At 50.9% G+C, this 19,302-nt stretch carries 18 protein-coding genes and 1 other annotated feature; of the genes, 15 read left to right on the top strand and 3 right to left on the bottom strand.

Going from position 1 to position 19,302, the window contains the following annotated elements; translation table 11 throughout:
* Positions 1-8 precede the first annotated feature (8 nt).
* The 8 genes from B1728_RS12850 (at position 9) to leuS (ending at position 7,818) form a co-directional block, all read left to right on the top strand.
* Positions 9-863 carry a shikimate dehydrogenase gene (locus B1728_RS12850; RefSeq protein ID WP_079910600.1) on the top strand — a complete coding sequence of 285 codons (855 nt, stop codon included), beginning with the start codon at positions 9-11 and terminating at the stop codon, positions 861-863.
* An 88-nt stretch (positions 864-951) separates the two neighbouring features.
* Positions 952-1,242 carry a ribosome assembly RNA-binding protein YhbY gene (gene yhbY, locus B1728_RS12845; protein ID WP_079910599.1) on the top strand — a complete coding sequence of 97 codons (291 nt, stop codon included), beginning with the start codon at positions 952-954 and terminating at the stop codon, positions 1,240-1,242.
* Positions 1,243-1,317: 75 nt separating this feature from the next.
* Positions 1,318-1,905: a nicotinate-nucleotide adenylyltransferase gene (locus B1728_RS12840; RefSeq protein WP_079910598.1), complete on the top strand. Its 588-nt coding sequence runs from the start codon at positions 1,318-1,320 to the stop codon at positions 1,903-1,905.
* Positions 1,895-2,497, top strand: coding sequence for a bis(5'-nucleosyl)-tetraphosphatase (symmetrical) YqeK (gene yqeK, locus B1728_RS12835; RefSeq protein ID WP_079910597.1), 603 nt, complete (start codon positions 1,895-1,897; stop codon positions 2,495-2,497). Before B1728_RS12840 ends, yqeK begins: the two co-directional genes overlap by 11 nt.
* A gap of 49 nt (positions 2,498-2,546) precedes the next feature.
* Complete coding sequence (rsfS, locus tag B1728_RS12830) at positions 2,547-2,894, top strand: ribosome silencing factor (protein ID WP_079910596.1); 348 nt, start codon at positions 2,547-2,549, stop codon at positions 2,892-2,894.
* Positions 2,891-3,784, top strand: a complete 894-nt coding sequence (locus B1728_RS12825) for a CvfB family protein (RefSeq protein ID WP_079910595.1) — start codon at positions 2,891-2,893, stop codon at positions 3,782-3,784. The genes rsfS and B1728_RS12825 overlap by 4 nt, the downstream gene beginning before the upstream one ends.
* Positions 3,785-3,989: 205 nt before the next feature.
* Positions 3,990-4,775: a class I SAM-dependent DNA methyltransferase gene (locus B1728_RS12820; protein ID WP_079910594.1), complete on the top strand. Its 786-nt coding sequence runs from the start codon at positions 3,990-3,992 to the stop codon at positions 4,773-4,775.
* Positions 4,776-5,040: 265 nt separating this feature from the next.
* Positions 5,041-5,304: a binding site (T-box leader), on the top strand.
* Between the two features lie 63 nt (positions 5,305-5,367).
* Positions 5,368-7,818: a leucine--tRNA ligase gene (gene leuS, locus B1728_RS12815; RefSeq protein ID WP_079910593.1), complete on the top strand. Its 2,451-nt coding sequence runs from the start codon at positions 5,368-5,370 to the stop codon at positions 7,816-7,818.
* A gap of 69 nt (positions 7,819-7,887) precedes the next feature.
* Here the strand turns inward: leuS and comER are convergent, their stop codons facing one another.
* Positions 7,888-8,721, bottom strand: coding sequence for a late competence protein ComER (gene comER, locus B1728_RS12810; protein WP_079910592.1), 834 nt, complete (start codon positions 8,719-8,721; stop codon positions 7,888-7,890).
* 146 nt (positions 8,722-8,867) lie between these two features.
* Between comER and B1728_RS12805 the strand changes: the two genes are divergently transcribed.
* The 6 genes from B1728_RS12805 to B1728_RS12780 all read left to right on the top strand — a co-directional run bounded on the left by B1728_RS12805 (position 8,868) and on the right by B1728_RS12780 (position 16,294).
* Complete coding sequence (locus B1728_RS12805) at positions 8,868-9,512, top strand: ComEA family DNA-binding protein (RefSeq protein WP_079910591.1); 645 nt, start codon at positions 8,868-8,870, stop codon at positions 9,510-9,512.
* A gap of 86 nt (positions 9,513-9,598) precedes the next feature.
* Complete coding sequence (locus tag B1728_RS12800) at positions 9,599-10,891, top strand: homocysteine synthase (protein WP_079910590.1); 1,293 nt, start codon at positions 9,599-9,601, stop codon at positions 10,889-10,891.
* Positions 10,892-10,907: 16 nt separating this feature from the next.
* Positions 10,908-11,420: a deoxycytidylate deaminase gene (locus B1728_RS12795; RefSeq protein WP_079910589.1), complete on the top strand. Its 513-nt coding sequence runs from the start codon at positions 10,908-10,910 to the stop codon at positions 11,418-11,420.
* A 90-nt stretch (positions 11,421-11,510) separates the two neighbouring features.
* On the top strand, positions 11,511-14,108 hold the full coding sequence (locus tag B1728_RS12790) for a ComEC/Rec2 family competence protein (RefSeq protein ID WP_079910588.1): 2,598 nt from the start codon (positions 11,511-11,513) through the stop codon (positions 14,106-14,108).
* 120 nt (positions 14,109-14,228) lie between these two features.
* Positions 14,229-15,737: a pectate lyase gene (gene pelA / locus B1728_RS12785; RefSeq protein ID WP_179135991.1), complete on the top strand. Its 1,509-nt coding sequence runs from the start codon at positions 14,229-14,231 to the stop codon at positions 15,735-15,737.
* 44 nt (positions 15,738-15,781) lie between these two features.
* A complete protein-coding gene (locus B1728_RS12780) occupies positions 15,782-16,294 on the top strand; it encodes a P-loop nucleotide/nucleoside kinase family protein (RefSeq protein WP_256865340.1) in 513 nt (170 codons plus the stop codon).
* 24 nt (positions 16,295-16,318) lie between these two features.
* On the opposite strand, the gene B1728_RS12775 is transcribed toward B1728_RS12780, so the two are convergent.
* Positions 16,319-16,558, bottom strand: coding sequence for a DUF3951 domain-containing protein (locus tag B1728_RS12775; protein WP_079910585.1), 240 nt, complete (start codon positions 16,556-16,558; stop codon positions 16,319-16,321).
* 256 nt (positions 16,559-16,814) lie between these two features.
* Between B1728_RS12775 and B1728_RS12770 the strand changes: the two genes are divergently transcribed.
* Positions 16,815-17,717, top strand: a complete 903-nt coding sequence (locus B1728_RS12770; protein ID WP_079910584.1) for an EamA family transporter — start codon at positions 16,815-16,817, stop codon at positions 17,715-17,717.
* Between the two features lie 176 nt (positions 17,718-17,893).
* On the opposite strand, the gene B1728_RS12765 is transcribed toward B1728_RS12770, so the two are convergent.
* The gene (locus B1728_RS12765; RefSeq protein WP_079910583.1) at positions 17,894-19,036 is read right to left on the bottom strand and encodes a DUF2264 domain-containing protein; all 1,143 of its coding nucleotides are present in this window, start codon (positions 19,034-19,036) and stop codon (positions 17,894-17,896) included.
* Between the last annotated feature and the right edge of the window lie 266 nt (positions 19,037-19,302).

The following is a 19,302-nucleotide window of genomic DNA, read 5'->3' as shown; positions in this document are numbered from 1 at the left end:
AAGAGAGCATGGGGAACAGTCATTTGGACAGTCACACGATCATGTACGGGGTTTTCGGTGATCCGATTCGTCATTCCAAATCGCCGATTATGCTGAACCGTGCTTTTGAAGTGGCTGGAATTAACGCTGCTTATGCGGCGTTTCACATTTTGCCCGGTCAGCTGAAGGACGCCGTGGCGGGCATCAGAGCTTTGCAGTTCCGGGGCGTCAACGTGACGATTCCTCATAAAGTGGAAGTCATGGATTACATGGACGTTATTGACGAAGGGGCTCGTGTTATCGGCGCCGTCAATACCATAGTCAATGATAACGGACGCCTCACGGGGTATAACACGGACGGCATCGGCTATGTTCGTTCCTTAAAGGAAGAGACCGGACTGGATTTGAAGGGGAAAAAGGTGCTTATACTGGGCGCAGGGGGTGCCGCGCGCGGCGTAGGCTACGCTTTGGCCAAGGAGGGCGCTTCCCACATATATATTTCCAACCGGAACCCGGAGAAGGCGGTGGATTTGGCGCATTCGCTGTCCCAATTTACCGAAACGACGGGTATGGGAACGGACGCGATTCCGGATGTGATCGGCGATGTTAGCCTTGTGGTCAATATAACGCCTGCCGGCATGCATCCCAATGTAGATACGGTGCCGATGGATACTTCTTTGATTCACGATTGGCTCGTCGTCAGCGATACGGTCTATACTCCATTAGTAACCAGGTTCCTGCGCGAATCGGAGGCCAGAGGTGCGAAGATTCATTGCGGTCTAGGCATGTTCATCTACCAGGGAGCTTACGCGTTTGAATACTGGACAGGAGCTCCTGCGCCGATTACCGCTATGCGTCAGGTGGTCGAACAATCTTTTAAATAACACACGGGTTGAGCGATTGTTTTGATTTTTTCCTTTCTATGTTCAAACCATCGCTCAGCACGCATTACACTAGAATTGAGGCAAGCATATGTTAACAGGCAAACAGAAACGGTATTTGCGCTCTTTGGCGCATCATTTAAACCCTATCTTCCAAGTGGGAAAAGGCGGCGTCAATGATCATCTGATCCGTCATATCGAGGAAGCTCTAGAGGTCCGCGAATTGATTAAGGTTACGGTTTTGAACAACTGTATGGAGGATCGCGGCGAGGTTGCCGAGCAGCTGGCGGAACAATCGGGAGCCGAGCTGGTACAGGTTATCGGTAAAATTATCGTGTTGTATAAGGAATCCAGGGATAACAAAACGATCGAGCTGCCGTAGATCGGCAGACATGAAGCCTCGCTGCCAGGGGCTTTCTTGCATTTTTCATAAATGGAGCGAAAACGAGGTGGAAGCATGAAGGTTGGCATCATGGGAGGCACCTTTGATCCGATTCATATCGGCCACTTAATTGCCGCGCAATGCGCATTCGAACAGGGGGGGCTGGATCAGGTCTGGTTCATGCCGACCAACGTTCCCCCTCACAAACGGCAGGCTCCCGGCGCAACGCCGGAGCAACGATGGGAAATGGTATGCAGAGCCGTTGAAGGACATCCTTCCTTTCGCCCTCTCGATATAGAGCTGCAAAAGGGCGGTGTGTCCTACAGTATCGATACGGTGAAGCTGTTAAAGCAGCAGCATCCGGACATCCGCTTCTCCTATATTATCGGTGCCGATATGGTCCAATTTTTGCCCAAATGGTATAAATTCGAAGAGCTGCTGCAGCTGATTTCCTTTATCGGATTGCAGCGGCCTGGTTACCCCCTGGATATCGGGGAGCTTCCCGAGCCGGTGAAAGGCTCTGTTACCTTTGTGACGATGCCGCTTATGGAGCTGTCTTCGACCTACATCCGGGAACGGGTGGCGGCAGGAAAAACAATAAGGTACATGGTTCCGGACCGTGTATACGATTATATTGAGGAGAGCGGGATTTATGGATCGTAAACAGCTGATGGAGTCGGTGAAAGCCCAAATGCCTGCCAAGCGTTGGGAGCATACGCTAGGTGTAATGGAATCCGCAGTGATGCTGGCGCGTCAATACGGATGTGATCCCGATAAGGCGTATCTAGCGGCCATTCTTCACGATGTATGCAAATTTTGGCCGGTCAAGGATCAGGAGAGCATCATCAGGGACAACGGCCTGCCCGCCGATCTGCTCGATTACGATAAAGAGCTGTGGCATTCCTTTGCCGGAGCTTTTGTCGCCCAGAGAGATTATGGCATCGACGACGAGGAAATCCTGGATGCGATCCGCTATCATACCTCCGGCAGAGCAGGCATGACCCTGCTGGAGAAGGTGGTTTGTCTCGCCGATTATATCGAGCCGGGACGCGATTTTCCGGGTGTGAATAATATCCGTGAAATCGCCGAACATAGTGTAGAGAAGGCATTAGTTGCCGCATTTGACGGTACGATCCGTTTTTTATTGGAAAAGGGGAAAAAGGTGTATCCTTTAACCATGCTTTCAAGAAATAGTCTTATTGATGAAATCAAAAGGCAGGAGCAAGCTGCCGGAAATTTGGATAAAGTACAGTAGGAATACATTGGTCTACTATTATTGGTTCACATATAGAGGAGGAAAATGAATGAGTTTAACCCCGGATAAATTGATGGCCCTTGTTGTTGAGGCAGCTGAAGATAAAAAAGCGATGAATGTGGTGACGCTGGATCTGCAGGGAATCTCCCTGATCGCCGATTATTTTGTGATCTGCCACGGGAATTCGGAGACCCAGGTACAGTCCATCGCTACGGAAATTCGCAAGCGTGCCGAAGAGAAGGGCATACGAGTTCGCGGTATGGAAGGAATGGATACGGCGCGTTGGGTACTAGTTGACTTAGGCGACGTGGTTATTCATGTATTTCACCGCGACGACCGGGAGTATTACAATATTGAGAGACTATGGTCTGACGCGAAAGTGGTTGAGCGGGTATGAGGCTTGAAGCGGGAACGCGTATCAATCTGGAGGTAGCAAGAGAAGTCCCGCCTAACGGATATTTTCTGACAGACGGCCATCAGGATGTTCTGCTGCATTACAGCGAAGTGATCGGGGAGATCAAGGCAGGAGACCGTGTAGACGTGTTTTTGTTCTATGATACGGAGGATCGCCTGGCCGCTACGATGCGCGAGCCGCTCATTCAGCTTGGCGAGGTGGCGCTGCTGGAAGTGGTGGATATCCATCGCCGCTTCGGCTGCTTTCTAGAAATGGGTCTGGGCCGCAACCTGCTGCTCCCCTTCCGGGAGCTACCCGAGCTGCCTGAGCTCAGACCGCAAATTGGGGATAAAGTATTCGTCCTGCTGGACCATGACCGGCAGGGACGGCTGGTGGCCAAGCTTGCTGGAGAGGCGGATCTGGGTCCGCTATGCTTCGATGCCCCGGCTGCCTGGAGAAATAAATGGGTTAAGGGCAGGGTGTACAAAACGCTGCAAATGGGCACCTTCGTCGTCTGTGACGGCGGTGTAGTCGGCTTCGGCGTGATCGGCATGATTCATGCTTCCGAGCGGACCCGATTGCTGCGTCTTGGCGAAGAAGTAGATGTTCGGGTGAGCTTTATCCGGGAAGACGGCAAGGTCAATCTCTCGATGCGTGCCCCCAAAGAAGTAGGACGCGATGAGGATGCAGAGAAGCTGCTGCAATTTTTACGCGAAAGACCCAATGGTTCCATGCCGTATTCGGATGAAACTCCGGCGGATGTCATTATGCAGAGGTTCAAAATAAGCAAATCGGCCTTTAAGCGTGCTGTCGGCAAGCTGATGAAGGAAGGCCTGGTATACCAGGAAGGCAGCTGGACTCACTTGAAGGAAGAACATAAAGGCGGAGAATAATTCTCCAACCGGCAGCAGCCGGACATTCCATGCGGGTTAGACTTCAACTGTCCGCAAGCTGCAGGAATGCCGGCTTTTTTTACGCTTAGGAACAGTGATGCGGGTAGCTTGACCCGGGTGCGAGACATAGAGGAAGATGACAGGCTTACCAGGGGCATTCCCTTTTACGGTGAGCTTACCTATTTCAACATGGAGGTTGAATGTTATGGCTTACGAGCTGTTTGCATATCATTACGATCGCTTGATGGAAGATATGCCGTATGCAGAATGGCTTGACTTTTTAAATCGATGCTGGGACCGATATGGACGGCCGGGAACGATTGCGGATTTGGGGTGCGGGACCGGTAATATAGCCATACCGCTGGCGCAGCAGGGCTATGAGGTGTATGGCATCGATCTGTCGGAGGATATGCTGGCTGTCGCGCAGCAAAAAGCTCATGAAGCGGAACGCGCCCTTGCTTTTCCAGGCAAAGGGAGCGTTACCTGGATGCAGCAGGATCTTAGGGATTGGGGCCTGCTTCAGCCGGTCGACGCGGTGATCTCGCTCTGCGATTGTATGAACTATTTGCTGGAAGAAGAAGAGATTGTAGAAGCTCTGGGACAAGCTTATGGCGGTTTAAAAGAAGGGGGTATCTTCGTATTCGATGTTCATACCCCGTATCAGCTGGAGTCCTACGCGGAGGAGCAGCCGTTTTTTTTGAATGAAGACGATATTGCCTATATTTGGACAAGTGAACTGGATACGGACCGGTGCGAGATAGAGCACGCCTTAACCATATTTGTCCGTGAGAGCGGACGGGAAGACGCCAGTGATTCGCCGGAAAGGTTTCGAAGAGTCGATGAGGTGCACGTGCAGCGGGCGTACCCGTTGGCGTGGATCAAAGAGCAGGTGCTGGCGGCGGGCTTCCGTGAGGTGGACTGCTATGCGGATTTTATGTGGAAATCCGTTACGGATACGACGCAGCGTGCTTTTTTCGTAGCGCGAAAATAATGTCCTAGTTATAGAGTTCAGGAAGCTACCTGAGCAATATCTGGACGACGCCCAAAATAATCCCCCACAAAGGAAGGGATAATGCAATGCCATTCAAAAGACCTGTCATGTTCTCACCTCTGCCATCGGCGCATTCTATGAACCTAGTATTTCCAGCATCGGTGTAATTTAATCATAGTACTTCTCCAGTGGACTCGATTGTCAGGTCAGCGCATGCATACTTGACACCGCTGCCGTTTTTTACATATAATCGCTTTATATGCTGCTAACGGCTGGGATAAGAAGTAGTAACTCCATCCCCTGCTTTTCAGAGAGTCGGCGGTTGGTGAGAGCCGGCGTAGGGGAAGAGCGAACTCGTCTTGGAGCCAGAAGGTGAAGTTCATGCATGAGCAGCCGGGGTTTTTCACACTCGGTCAGCTGAGCTTAGCCGGATCGTCGCCCCCGCGTTAAGGGGAAGAGTGAGCACAGACAAAGCATGTCTGTTGCTAACTAGGGTGGTACCACGGGAATCATGCCTCTCGTCCCTAGCGTTGCGCTAGCGATGAGGGGCTTTTATATTGAGATGTTGATCTATTGAAGGGGGCACAACCGAATGACACAGGAAGCAAAAGAACAGCAGGGCTATAACCCGCTCTTCATCGAGCCGAAATGGCAACAATATTGGGAAAACCATAAAACGTTCAAAGTGCTGGACGACGACAGTCTGCCTAAATTTTACGCATTGGATATGTTTCCTTATCCATCCGGCGCAGGTCTGCACGTAGGACATCCGGAAGGCTATACGGCTACGGATATCGTATCCCGCTATAAGCGGATGCGCGGATATAATGTGCTTCATCCGATGGGTTGGGACGCATTCGGCCTGCCTGCCGAACAGCACGCGTTGGATACCGGAGAGCATCCGCGGGATATTACGATCAAGAACATCAATAATTTCCGCCGCCAGATCAAGTCTCTGGGCTTCTCCTACGATTGGGACCGCGAGATCAGCACGACCGATCCCGAATATTACAAATGGACGCAATGGATCTTTATCCAGCTGTACAAAAAGGGTCTTGCCTATGTAGACGAGGTTCCGGTGAACTGGTGTCCGGCATTAGGCACGGTATTGGCTAACGAAGAAGTCATTGACGGCTTGAGCGAGCGCGGTAACCATCCGGTAATCCGTAAGCCTATGCGTCAATGGGTATTGAAAATTACGGAATATGCGGAGCGATTGCTTGAAGATTTGGAGGAGCTGGATTGGTCCGAATCCATCAAGGATATGCAGCGCAACTGGATCGGGAAATCCAAGGGTGCGGAGGTTGTATTTGCGATCGACGGCCATGCGGATGCAAGCCTGAAAGTATTTACGACACGTCCGGATACTCTGTTCGGCGCAACCTACTGCGTGATGGCTCCTGAGCATGAGCTGGTGGACGCCATCACGACTGCAGACCAGGCGGCTGCCGTGAAGGAATATCAGGAGAAAGCCGCTCGCAAGAGCGATCTGGAGCGTACCGATCTGGCCAAGGATAAGACCGGGGTATTCACGGGAGCGTATGCGATCAATCCGGTGAACGGCAAGAAAACTCCGATCTGGATTGCCGACTATGTGCTTGCAGGGTACGGTACCGGGGCGATTATGGCCGTGCCGGGCCATGACCAGCGCGACTGGGAATTCGCGAAGCAATTCGACCTGCCGATCATCGAAGTCGTGAAGGGCGGCGACGTGACGAAGGAAGCCTATGCGGGAGACGGAGAGCATGTGAACTCCGAGCAGCTGAACGGCTTGAATAACGAGCAGGCTATCGCCGCGATGATCGAATGGCTGGAGGCAAACGGTAAGGGTCAAGGCAAGGTGACCTACCGTCTGCGCGATTGGCTGTTCAGCCGTCAGCGTTATTGGGGCGAGCCGATCCCGATCCTGCATCTGGAAGACGGCACTATGAAAACTGTTCCGGAGGATCAGCTGCCGCTCTTGCTGCCGGATGTCGACCAAATCGCTCCGTCGGGCACAGGCGAATCTCCGCTGGCGAACGTAACGGAATGGGTGGAAACCGTTGATCCGGAGACCGGTATGAAAGCCCGCCGCGAAACAAACACGATGCCGCAATGGGCGGGAAGCTGCTGGTACTACCTGCGCTTTATCGATCCTAAGAACGACAAAGAGCTGTGCTCCAAGGACCTTCAGCAAAAATGGCTTCCTGTCGACCTGTACATCGGTGGTGCGGAGCATGCGGTGCTTCACCTGCTGTATGCGCGTTTCTGGCATAAAGTGCTGTATGATCTGGGCGTCGTATCGACGAAGGAGCCGTTCTATAAGCTTGTAAACCAGGGTATGATCCTGGGTGAAAATAATGAGAAAATGAGTAAGTCCCGCGGCAATGTCATCAATCCGGATGTCATTGTTAATGAATTCGGCGCGGATACGCTTCGGATGTACGAAATGTTCATGGGACCTTTGGAAGCAACCAAGCCTTGGAACGTGAACGGAGTTGAAGGAACCTACCGTTTCTTGAACCGGATCTGGCGTTTGTTTGTCGGGGAGAACGGTCAGCTTCATCCGAAAATCAGCGCCGACGAGACGCTGGGAAGTGACAGCTTCAAACGGACCTGGCACCGTACGATTAAGAAAATTACGGAAGACCTCGAGGCGCTGCGCTTCAATACGGCGATCAGCCAGCTGATGATTTTCGTTAACGAGGCTTACAAAACCGACACGCTGCCTAAGCAAGCGATGGAGCATTTCGTGCAAATGCTGTCCCCGATTGCTCCGCATTTGGCTGAGGAGCTGTGGGAGAAGCTGGGCCATACCGATACGGTTACTTATGCGAAATGGCCTGAATACGACGAAGCTTGGACGGTCGATAACGAGGTGGAAATCGTCGTTCAGGTGAACGGCAAAATCGTCGATCGCACATTGGTTTCCAAGGATGCCAACGAAGCTGAGCTTCAAGAGCTGGCGCTCGGGATGAGCAAGGTGCAGGAAGCGATGAGCGGCAAAGCCGTTCGCAAAGTGATTGCCGTCAAAGGCAAGCTGGTTAACATCGTAGTAGGATAATCATTCAAATAAATAACCGCTCTGCTGCGGCAGGCGGTTCATAGGGAAAAGCGTGAAAGCATCACGTTCTTAATCGTCCTTCGATTCATGAAACAGGGCTTCCACCTTTTCCAGATCTTCTTGGTACTTGGAATGAGTTGTACGGATGAGGCTGTTGAACATCCCGTGCAGCTCTTTTTCCATTATACGGAGTCCTTCTGCGGTAATACCGCCGGGGACTGATACTCTTTTTTGCAGGGAGGCAGGAGTAAAGCCGCCGGTTGTCAGGAGTTTGCCTGTGCCGAGCGTCATTTCGCTGGCCAGCTGTGTCGCCTCTTCCTCCGAAATTCCGGTTTCCTCCACGGAGGCCTGAATGAACTTCTGAATGAAATATGCCAGGAACGCCGGGCCGCAGCTGGACAAATCCGAGGAAATGCGCGTGTAATTCTCGGAGACTCGTATCGGTGCACTGATATAGGACAGCAAATTTTCCAGCAGCTCCTTATCCTCGATTTCCAAACGGTCTCCGAATATACATAAGGTCGCTCCGCTAAAAACGTAATTGGTAATGCTTGGGATGATCTTGGCCACCTTGCAGCGCAGCTGCTCTTCCAGCAGGCGTATTTGTACGGGGCTCGTGATCGAAACCAGCAACCGATCCGGGTCGGTTGATTCCTTGATTTCTGACAAAACCACCTTGTAGTCGGCAGGCTTTACGCATAAGAAAATAAGAGAAGAAGAGGTAACGACTTCTATATTGGAATGGGCCACATGAAGACCCGGATAAGCTGCGGCTAAATGCTCCACTTTAGTAATGGTCCGGTTAGTAGCGACGATTTGATCCGGATTCAAAGCCCCGGATTGGATAAATGCTTCTATCAGAATACTGCCCATGCTGCCTGTTCCTATGAATCCTACTTTCATGACTATCCCCCCTGAAAAGTGCAGCCTTCTTAATCCTTATGCACGGTAGTCAATAAATATGATTGCCGGGATTATCGTGATGTCTATTCGTTTGAACAAAGTACAACAACAATTTATGAATAAGTACGTAAAGGAGGGAACGGCGAGTGGCTCTCCCGTTTGTGAATAAAACAAAATCCGGGACGGTTCTCCTAGTCGTATCATTAACGGTTGCGCTGGGAGGATGGTTTGGTTATACCGCTTGGAAGGAAGCGGCCCGTGAAGCGGGACAGTGGCGATTGGCGAATGAGGATATGCAGCGTCTGCTAACGGAGCAATCGGAGAAGGGACAGCTGCCGAACGGGGATGCCGGACGCAAGGAGAACAACGCATCGCCATCCAAGAGTAGTCCGGCAAATACCGAGAGCAAGGAGGCGGGTTCGGGATCAAAGAATCCTGATTCAAACGTACAACCCGGTTCCGGAATCCTGGATCAAACGAACGGCGGTCAGGGTGGTGAGCGGCCCGGTAACGTGTCGGGCTCCGCAGCTCAGCCTGCTCCGGCTCCTGCAGCGGCGGCCAATAGCAGCGGGTCATCGTCATCCAAAGAAAGCAAGTTGAACATAAACCATGCTACAGAGAAGGAGCTTGATGCGCTGCCAGGCATAGGAGAAAGCAAGGCGAAGGCGATCGTTGCTTACCGCGAGAAGATCGGAGGGCGCTTCAAATCGGTCGATCAGCTGAAGGAAGTCAAAGGGATAGGGGACAAGATGCTGGCCAAAATGAAGCCTTATATTACCGTAGAGCCTTAGTCCTATGAATCCTCTTTTGTTTTCTTACAATATATGAGAAAATAGGATAGACTTCATACATTATTTAGTTAGGGAGGATTTAACGAATGTCTAATGAACGTAAGCTTGGTTTGGAAACGCTGGCAGTTCATGCCGGTCAGGAAATTGATCCCGCTACCCTGTCCCGCGCAGTGCCATTATATCAAACGACTTCCTATGGCTTTCGCGACACGGATCATGCGGCTAATTTGTTCGCTTTGAAAGAATTCGGCAATATCTACACTCGCTTAATGAATCCGACAACGGATGTTTTTGAGAAAAGGGTTGCGGCATTGGAAGGTGCTCCTGCTGCTCTGGCAACAGCTTCCGGACAAGCTGCGATCACTTATTCGATTTTGAATATCGCGGGCTCCGGCGATGAGATCGTATCTGCAGCCAGCTTGTACGGCGGTACATACAATTTGTTCTCCACCACATTGGCGAAGCTTGGCATTACCGTCAAGTTCGTGGACCCGTCCAATCCGGAAAATTTCCGCAGCGCCATCACGCCCAAAACGAAGGCATTGTTTGCGGAAACGATCGGCAATCCCAAAGGAGACGTTCTCGATATCGAAGCCGTAGCGGCAATCGCGCATGAGAACGGAATACCTCTTATTGTCGATAATACGTTCCCAAGCCCGTACCTGCTTCGTCCTATTGAGCACGGAGCGGATATCGTAGTTCATTCGGCAACCAAATTTATCGGCGGCCATGGCACCTCCATCGGCGGTATTATCGTGGACGGCGGCAAATTTGACTGGAAGGCAAGCGGCAAGTTCCCGGGTTTGACGGAACCGGATCCAAGCTATCACGGCGTAGTTTATACCGATGCCGTAGGACCCATCGCCTACATTATCAAAGCCCGCGTGCAGCTGCTGAGAGATATGGGAGCAGCGATCTCTCCATTCAACTCCTTCCAGCTTCTTCAAGGGCTGGAGACACTTCACCTGCGTATGGAGCGTCACAGCTCGAATGCATTGAAGGTGGCTCAATTCCTCGAGGAGCATGAAGCGGTAGAATGGGTAAGCTACGCTGGTCTGCCAAGCCACCCTTCCTATGAGCTCGCGCAAAAATATATGCCTAGAGGCCAAGGCGCCATCATGACCTTTGGCATTAAAGGCGGAGTTGAAGCCGGACGTGAGGTTATTAACAACGTCAAGCTGTTCTCGCACCTCGCCAATGTCGGCGATTCCAAATCGTTGATTATCCATCCTGCGAGCACTACGCATCAGCAGCTGTCCGAGGAGGAACAGGCGGCTGCAGGCGTAACTCCGGGAATGATCCGCTTGTCCATCGGAACCGAATCCATCGATGATATTATTTATGACTTGGATCAAGCGATTCAAGCAAGCCAGAAATAAACGGAGTTAATAAGACATGACAACTCGCAAAGATTGGGATACTTACTTCTTGGATATGGCGTATATGGCATCGACACGATCCCAATGCAGCCGCAGGCATGTTGGAGCCGTGCTCGTGCAAGGGAAGAAGCTGTTAGGTGCCGCCTATAACGGAGCGCCTATGGGAGTTCCAGACTGCTCGGAGGCCGGATGCATGCTGGTTGAAGAGTACGAAATGGTAGAACAGGGCGGTGCCGAGCAGGTTGTCAAAAAACAGCGCTGCATCCGCACGATTCACGCCGAGCAAAACCTGCTGTTATTCACCGATCCTAAGGACAGGGAAGGCTCCGCCGTGTACGTTACCGACCAGCCGTGCTGGACCTGCGCCAACATGCTGGCTAACAGCGGAATCAGTGAAATTGTCTACCATCGTTCCTATCCGAAGGACAGCGAAAAGGTAAAGTCACTCATGGCGCAAAAAGGAATCACACTGAGACAATTGGAGGCCTACGAGCCTCCGACGGGGACTATGACGGAAGTTCAGCCATAAGCTGAAACAAGGGGGAAGAACCTCTTTCGATGATGATCGAAGGGGGTTCTTCTTTTTTTATGGCCATTTATCGGGAAAGGAGAAGAGCGTGTGAACCGTCCTGTTGTACTTTTTACGCTGCTTTGGACGTTCGGCTATATTGTGGGCTATACGGCGGATATTCCATGGCTTTCATTGTATACCAGCCTTGCTGGAGCCATTGCCGCCATAATCCTATGGATGACGCGCCGTCCCTGGACTCCACTCGTATGTATGCTGCTGGTCATAGGGATCTCCGCAGGATATTACGAGGATTATGACCGACGCAATCGGAGCGCGCTGGACATAGAGCCTAACAACATTGCAAGCTCAAGCTTCGAGCTAAAGGGGGTTATCAGTAATCAAGTCGAGGTAGACGGCGATAAAGCCGCTTTTACCGTACGAATGGACGATAAGGCTGGGGAGAGGTTCGCTGTATCCGTCAAGCTTCTCTCGAAGCAGGAACAGCAGGAGGCAATGACATGGCGGCGTGGAGATCACGTCCGGCTGCAGGGAGCTCTGCAGGCTCCGAATGAGGCACGTAATTTTGGCGGATTTGATTACCGCCATTACTTGCGTTATCAGCACATTCATTGGCAGGTAACCGTCAAAGGGACCTCCAATGTCGAGAGAACAGAACCCGAGGCCTGGACATGGACTCAGGTGCTTCGATGGAATGACCAGTTTCGCTCCATGCTGGGGGATGGGGTAGAACGGTTGTTTCCGAAGGAGCAGGCAGGGTTTATGAAAGGCATGCTGATTGGTTTAACGGACGATATAGATCCCGAGCAGTTCCAGCAGTTCTCCCAGCTTGGACTAACCCATATCATAGCCATTTCCGGGCTGAATGTGGCTATTTTTTTGGCTTGTTTATTGTGGATTATGCGCCGATTAGGCTTCACCCGCGAGACATATCTGATCACAGGGATGATCATGATGCCCGTTTACATTGCCGTCACCGGAGCATCTCCTTCCATCATCCGTGCAGGCCTAATGGCCATGCTGGGGTTGTACGCAGCCTACCGGCATACTTTGAAGGACGGGCTTCATACCGTGTTGATTGTCGGGTGGGTGATGCTGCTGTGGGAGCCTTATTATTTGCTGGATGTAAGCTTCCAGCTTTCTTTTCTCGTAACGATCGGTCTTATTCTTGGCGTTCCGTACGCTAACAAGCTGCTGCCCATTCGTTCACGCTCCCTGAGGGATGCATTGTCCATAACGATAGTGGCCCAGTGCATATCTTTTCCGGTTTCGATCTATTATTTCAATCAATTTTCTCTGCTTTCCCTCGCAGCTAACTTCGCCTTGGTACCCGTGTTTAGTATGTTTACGATGCCTGCGGGAACGGCAGCCTTGTTAATCAGCTTTCTGTCTTCAACAGTCGGGCAAGCACTGGCTTGGCTGGTTGCCAAAGGAAATGAATGGATTTTTATGCTTGTTGCTGCGGTGAGTCCATGGCATCTATTTCAGACGATATGGCCTACTCCGGGTATTGTATGGATTATCGCTTATTATGCGGCCTGGGCATTGGTTATTTACGGCTGGCTCAATAGAAAGGGGGGCGGGCTTGACCAGACGGGAGAGGCGAAGGCCGGACCCATGCTTACCGGAGTGCCTATAGGGAACAAGTCCTTCCGCTTTTCAAGGGAAAAAGCCGTGAAGTCAATCAAAGCCCTTCTGTTTCCAGCGGCTTCCGCAGGTCTCATCCTGCTGCTGCTTTATGCCTATCAGCCGGATCGATGGAGCCGGGAGGGGCAGGTCAACTTTATGGATGTGGGGCAGGGTGACAGCATCATGATCCGCTCTCCGCAGAGCGGCAGCATTATTTTAGTCGATGGAGGTGGGACGGTCACCTTCCGCAAGCCGGGCGAGGAATGGAAGCAGCGCTCGGATCCGTATGAGGTAGGACGCAAGCTGCTGGTGCCCATGCTGAAGAAAAGAGGGGTTCAGCAGATCGATTACTTGATCGTGACGCATCAGGACGCGGACCATATTGGAGGACTCCAGGCAGTATTGGAGCAAATTCCGGTCAAGCAGCTTATTTTTAACGGAACGGCTAAGCCGACAACCGGGGCCGAGACTTTATTTCAGACAGCATTGGATTACGGTGTCCAGCTGGTTAAAGCTTATGCGGGCGACGTCCTTAAGGTCGATGAGGAGACGCGTCTTCAATTTTTATTTCCTCTTCCTTCGCAGCAGGGCAATGCAGGGATTCGGGTAGAGAAGGAGCAGAATGCGGAGTCTGTCGTTTTTTTAATGGACATGCAGGGAACGAGGTGGCTGTTTACGGGGGATATGGAGCAAGCCTCAGAAGCAGCTGTGCTTCGAATGCTGGAAGGAGCGAGTGCTTCAGGATTGGACGTTATCCCTTCAGGGGGGCGGCAAAAGTCGGAATCTATAGGTCCGATTGATGTTTTGAAGGTCGCGCACCACGGCAGCAAAACCTCGACGACCGAAGCATGGCTGGATGCATGGCAGCCCAGGTACGCGGTTATTTCCGTCGGCCCCAATAATGTATACGGTCATCCTCATCCAACTATATTAGGCCGATTAGAAGCGAGGGACATTCGTATTTTGCGTACGGATGGCCACGGCGAGGTTCAAATGCGGATCAAGGATGGCGCTATCCGGATGCGAACGAGATTTCTTGAAGACTCAGAGCAAAAATGACAAATATTTGCTGTTAATGAGCATCGAATCGCATAGAAATTGGAAATGGCAGGGTTTACAATAAAATCTGCAACTTACGACCATGCCAGCTACAACAATTTCATAGTAAAGGGAAGAAGCATGATAAGACAATTTAGACGCAAGCCTCTTATTGCGGCGGGAGCTGCTGTTTGCCTGGGAATAGCCGCTTTGCTGTTCGTTATGGATAAGCACCGGAATGATCAGACGGCTGCAGCACTCCCTTCCGCCGGTTCGGACAAGTCCACTCAAGAATTGCCTATCGTCAGCAGTGTATTAACTAACCCGTCAACAGTAGAGATTACATTCGGCGGTAAGCTCAGCCCTTTCAGTGCCTCCGATTTGGCCATCAAAAAAGCCCAGGGAACCTGGTACGGGCTGGAACCGCTATTAAGCTCCAGTCTCCCGGTTAACAAAGTAACGACCAAGGAGAATAAAAGCCACCAAACGGTTGCCGTCATGGAGCTGGAACAAGCGTTGAACCCGGATGCGACGTTTAGCAAAGAGGAGGTTATCCTGCCGGGAAAAGCCCCTTATTTCACAGCAGATTATTATACGGGGAGCAGGGAGCAAAATATCGAGCAGGCGAATCACCTGATCTCCTGGCAGATGGACAACGGCGGCTGGTTTAAAAACATGTCCAAAGAATACAAAAAGCCTTGGGACGGGAAAGTGCTTCGCTCCGAATGGCGCACGAAGGACGGACAGGATATCGGGACGATCGATAACGAAGGTACGACGAACGAGCTGCTCTTCATGGCCATGGTATATAAGGATACAGGGGATTCGAAATACAAAGCATCGGCTCTCCGTGCTATCGATTTTTTATTGAAAATGCAGTATTCAAGCGGAGGGTGGCCGCAGGTATACCCGGCGAGAGGCAATTATTCCGATTATGTAACATTCAATGACAATGCCATGATGCGAGTCATGAATGTACTTGCACTTGCGGTTAAGAAGAAATATCCTTTCGATACCGACTTGATTGACGATGACAGGAGCCAGGCCATTCAGCATTCGCTTGACCGGGGGCTGGAATATATTCTGAAGTCTCAGATCATAGTCGACGGCAAAAGAACCGCCTGGTGCGCGCAGCATGATCCGGTCACGTATGAGCCAAGGCCGGCGCGTGCCTATGAATTTCCATCCATTTCAGGGTCGGAATCGGTTGCAATCGTTCAATATTTGATGTCGCTGCAGAAGCCTTCGGAGGAAGTGAAGGACGCGATAGAAGGTGCTCTGAACTGGTTCGAAGAAGTCCGCTTAAAAGGGATTAAATACGTTCCGCGTGATCCTAACAAAGTGTACTTTGTTCCTGATGCCAAAAGCTCAACCTGGTACCGTTTTTATGAGATCGGCACTAATCTTCCGATTTTTTCCGGTCGTGACTCGGTCATCAGGCATGATTTAAATGAGATTGATGAAGAAAGACGAAATGGCTACGCATGGGCGGGAACATGGCCCGACAAGCTGCTGCAGACCGCCCGGACGACAGGTTATTTTGAAAATCATGTTTATGTGCAGGTCGTCCAGACGGATTCCAAGTCCCCGACGGGGCAAACCTTACAGCAAGGTCAGCTATCGGTCGTTACGGCTCCGGATTTGAAATAATTATCACTATGCAGCCTAGACAGGAGGAGAGCTTATTGCCTGAGGTGATTTTAGTTAGAGGACGGCCTGGTGTCGGCAAAACAGCTATCTCGAACCGGCTAAGTAAACATTTGCATCTTCCGATATTACGCAAGGACGATTTCTACGATGCAGCCGCATTGTATGTTAAAGAACATGAGCATAGAAACAAAATAAGCTACGGCATTTTGTTTCAATTTCTTGAAACCAACAGCAAAGCGGATGGCAGTTGGATACTGGATTTCCCATTCAACCGCCAGGATGAAATACTGCGCTTCCGCGCTTGGTTAGAGGAACGCGGATACCTGCTTTTCAGTGTGTTGTGTGTCTGCAGGGATGAAACGGTCTGGGCGGACCGATTGAACCAGAGAAAACGAAGTCCGCTGCCGAATCAGCTTATTACGGATTTTGCCGAGCTGAAAGCTTATTATGGCGATTTGAGCATTCTTCCCCTTCCGGAGGAGCTAGTCGTAGACACCACCGAACCTCTGGATCTGATTATGGAAAAGATCTTAACCTTCCTAAACCGCGGCCAGTAACTCGCCGAGAGGAGGCTTCTCCTCTCAAGGTTTATCTTTTTGGCGGATTAGGTGTTTATCCTTGTCATCCCCTTGATCATCCCGCTCCTCCTTCTCCTGCTTCTCTTCATGAATTTCAACGGGAGTATGCCCTGTTATGGCATCGAAAGGGGTGTAGTCACTGTTTGGAATGCCTTTTCCTGAAATTATTTTTGCTGTGATGATTCCTAATAACACAAGAATGGGCACGATAAGCGAGAGGGTGGCGTATAAGGCAAAGTCCATAGGAAAACGTCCTTTCGGCAGAAAATGGGTGAGCTCAGCTAGCACATCACTATACCAAATAAAATGCTCTATAATACGTACAGCATGCAAATTCGTTCCGGTCATTCAAAAAAACGGGGGGGCCAATATATGGCGGTTGTTGAAAAATGAAACAATCGCTTGAATATTTTCGACCGTTCCCTTATAGTGTAAGATTGTGTGAGTCTTGCAAAAGACTTCATGGGTGGGTGAGGGAATTGAAAAAGAAGGAAAAGACATGACATCCAAGAACCGTTGGAAAGCCATTTGGTTCGTCTTGTTGGGCGCCGCCTCTTATGGCGTGTTGTCAACTTTCGTGAAGCTCGGTTACCAGAGCGGATTCTCGGCAGCGGAAATTACCGGCAGCCAGGTTTCTATTGGCTTAATCGTCCTTTGGCTCTTAAGCCTGACGAAGCTTCGGCAGATGAAGGGAATTACACCAGGGATTATTCTGAAGCTCGTGGCAGGTGGAACGTTTACAGGACTGACAGGCTATTTTTACTACCAATCGCTGCAGGTGCTTGATGCATCATTCGCCGTATTGCTCTTGTTCCAGTTTACCTGGATGGGGATGCTGCTGGATTGGCTGGTAGAGAAAAGGTTGCCGACTCTGTTTCAATGGATCGCCATGGTGCTGACCTTGGCAGGCACGGTGCTTGCCTCTGGTATTGTTTCGGGTACGGTATCGCGTCCAAGCGCCAGCGGGATCGGACTCGGATTATTGGCGGCCTGCTGCTATACGATGTTTATCTTCTTCAGCGGCAGAGTGGCGACACATTTGCCGGCACTGTTCCGCAGTACGTGGATGATCACGGGGGCTGCATTGATTGTGCTGATCCTGATGCCGCCGCAATTTCTTTGGAACGGCTCGCTTGCCCAAGGACTGTGGAAATGGGGAATCTTACTAGCCGTGTTTGGTATGATTCTGCCTCCGTTTCTGTATGCCAAGGGCGCGCCTTTTATCGAGACCGGATTAGCGGCCGTGCTGGGTTCTGTTGAGCTGCCTGTGGTCATAATTTGTTCCGCCCTGCTGCTCCATGAGCAGACATATCTGCTGCAGTGGATCGGAATAGCGATCATTCTGCTCGGAGTATTCGTTTCAGAACGAAAGACGGCATCACCGTCCGGTGAAAAAGCTTGATTAGCCACTATTCATAGGGGCTTTGATGTAACGACTTATACAAAAAAGCAGCACCTGTACAATAGACAGGATGCTGCTTTTTTTACATTGTTATATTTCGGGGTACCCAGCCAACTATTTGGATTCAGCTTTATAAGCCAACGCCCATTCTTCCAGGGGGTTATGTTGCAACATAATTAATAAAGTGCTTTATCAATAGGGAAGCTTTGAGAGCCCCATGCCTTCTTGTTCGTCCAATCCGCTGCTCCTTGCCAGAACGGGTCCTCCTCGGGCAAGCCCAGCGGCAGAAATACAGCAGAGCACAAGTAGAGGCTTCCGGTAGAAATGTAAGTTTCCCCGACCTCAGGCTGATGCCCGCAAAAACCGATGGTAAGCCACCCATTCTCGTCGAAAGTCCCTGGCGCTTGAATCATTCGCTTTATAACGGCTGTCAGCGCGCATCGCACCTGAGCGGGCTCCAGGCTGGGGTCCAGCTGATGCTGCAGAGCCATTTGACTGAGCAGCTGGAAGGCTCCGAAACGGTATGCCAACGAACGCCCGATAGCAGGGAAGGTTCCTTCCGGCGAGATGGATCTTTCTTGTTGAACGGCATAGCGCCTTGCACGACGAATAACGTTCTCTTCCATATCAGCCCAAGTCGGGTCTTCACCCTTAAGCGCGGCTATAATATCGACCAGCATAGGCTGGATAACGAAGCTGTTGTAATAATCGGCATGGAAGTCCGGTCCGTCCCCATAGACGCCGTCTCCCTTATACCACTGCTCATGCTGTTTGAGTGCATAATCGACACGCATTCGGTCCCACTCCGCCCCGGCACGATATAATGCCGTCTCAATCATGGCGGAGAACAGCAGCCAATTATTAAAGAAAGGTTTACGTGTACGTGTGGATTGCAGCGCCCGGATAACATTCTGCTTCACATCCGGGTTCAGCTTGTTCCACAGCTCCTCCGGTGCGCGAAGCAAAGCATGCGACAGGAAAGCCGCATCAACGATCGGTTGATAGCCTTCGGAGAAATTCATGAAATCCGGCGAGGATGGATCCGTGGCAGCTTCAATCGCCCCTCGGGCCAGCTCGGCATAACGCTCACGCAATCTGCCTTCCTCTCCGGTACGAGCCCCGTGTTCCAGCCAGGGAGCCATTCCCGTTAATAGACGTCCGAGCGCCTCCAAATAAGTGAACAGGTGTCTGTCGTCCACCTTGCGCTCGATTGGCATTTTATCCTTTAACTGCCGTTGATTTAAATGATAAAGCACAGGCTGTGCAATTCTGCTCATAGTATCGAGCCAAAAAATGCGGTCTTCACTTCCAACGGACATAGCCACAATCCCCTCTCCTTATAAGACAAGCATCCATCTCATTTTCACATCATTTTACATCAATTTACGACAAGGGTCATTGGTGAACCTGACAATATTCTTTGTGGGAAAAAGCGGTTCTTGGCAGAAATAAGTTCTTCTAGAAAAATAGCCAGGATCGGACCTGTTGTTGCAGGACGTAAGGGAAGTGATCCTAGTATACCTGCAAGCCAAAATTTGATATTCTAAGTAGAGTTCATGAGGTGCAACATTTTATTCATTGCGTT

It is taken from the genome of Paenibacillus sp. 32352, from assembly GCF_002042965.1.
GTDB lineage: Bacteria > Bacillota > Bacilli > Paenibacillales > NBRC-103111 > Paenibacillus_S > Paenibacillus_S vulneris.
The sequence above is the reverse complement of the archived record's forward strand: the minus strand, read 5'-3'. Positions and strand labels throughout refer to the sequence as shown.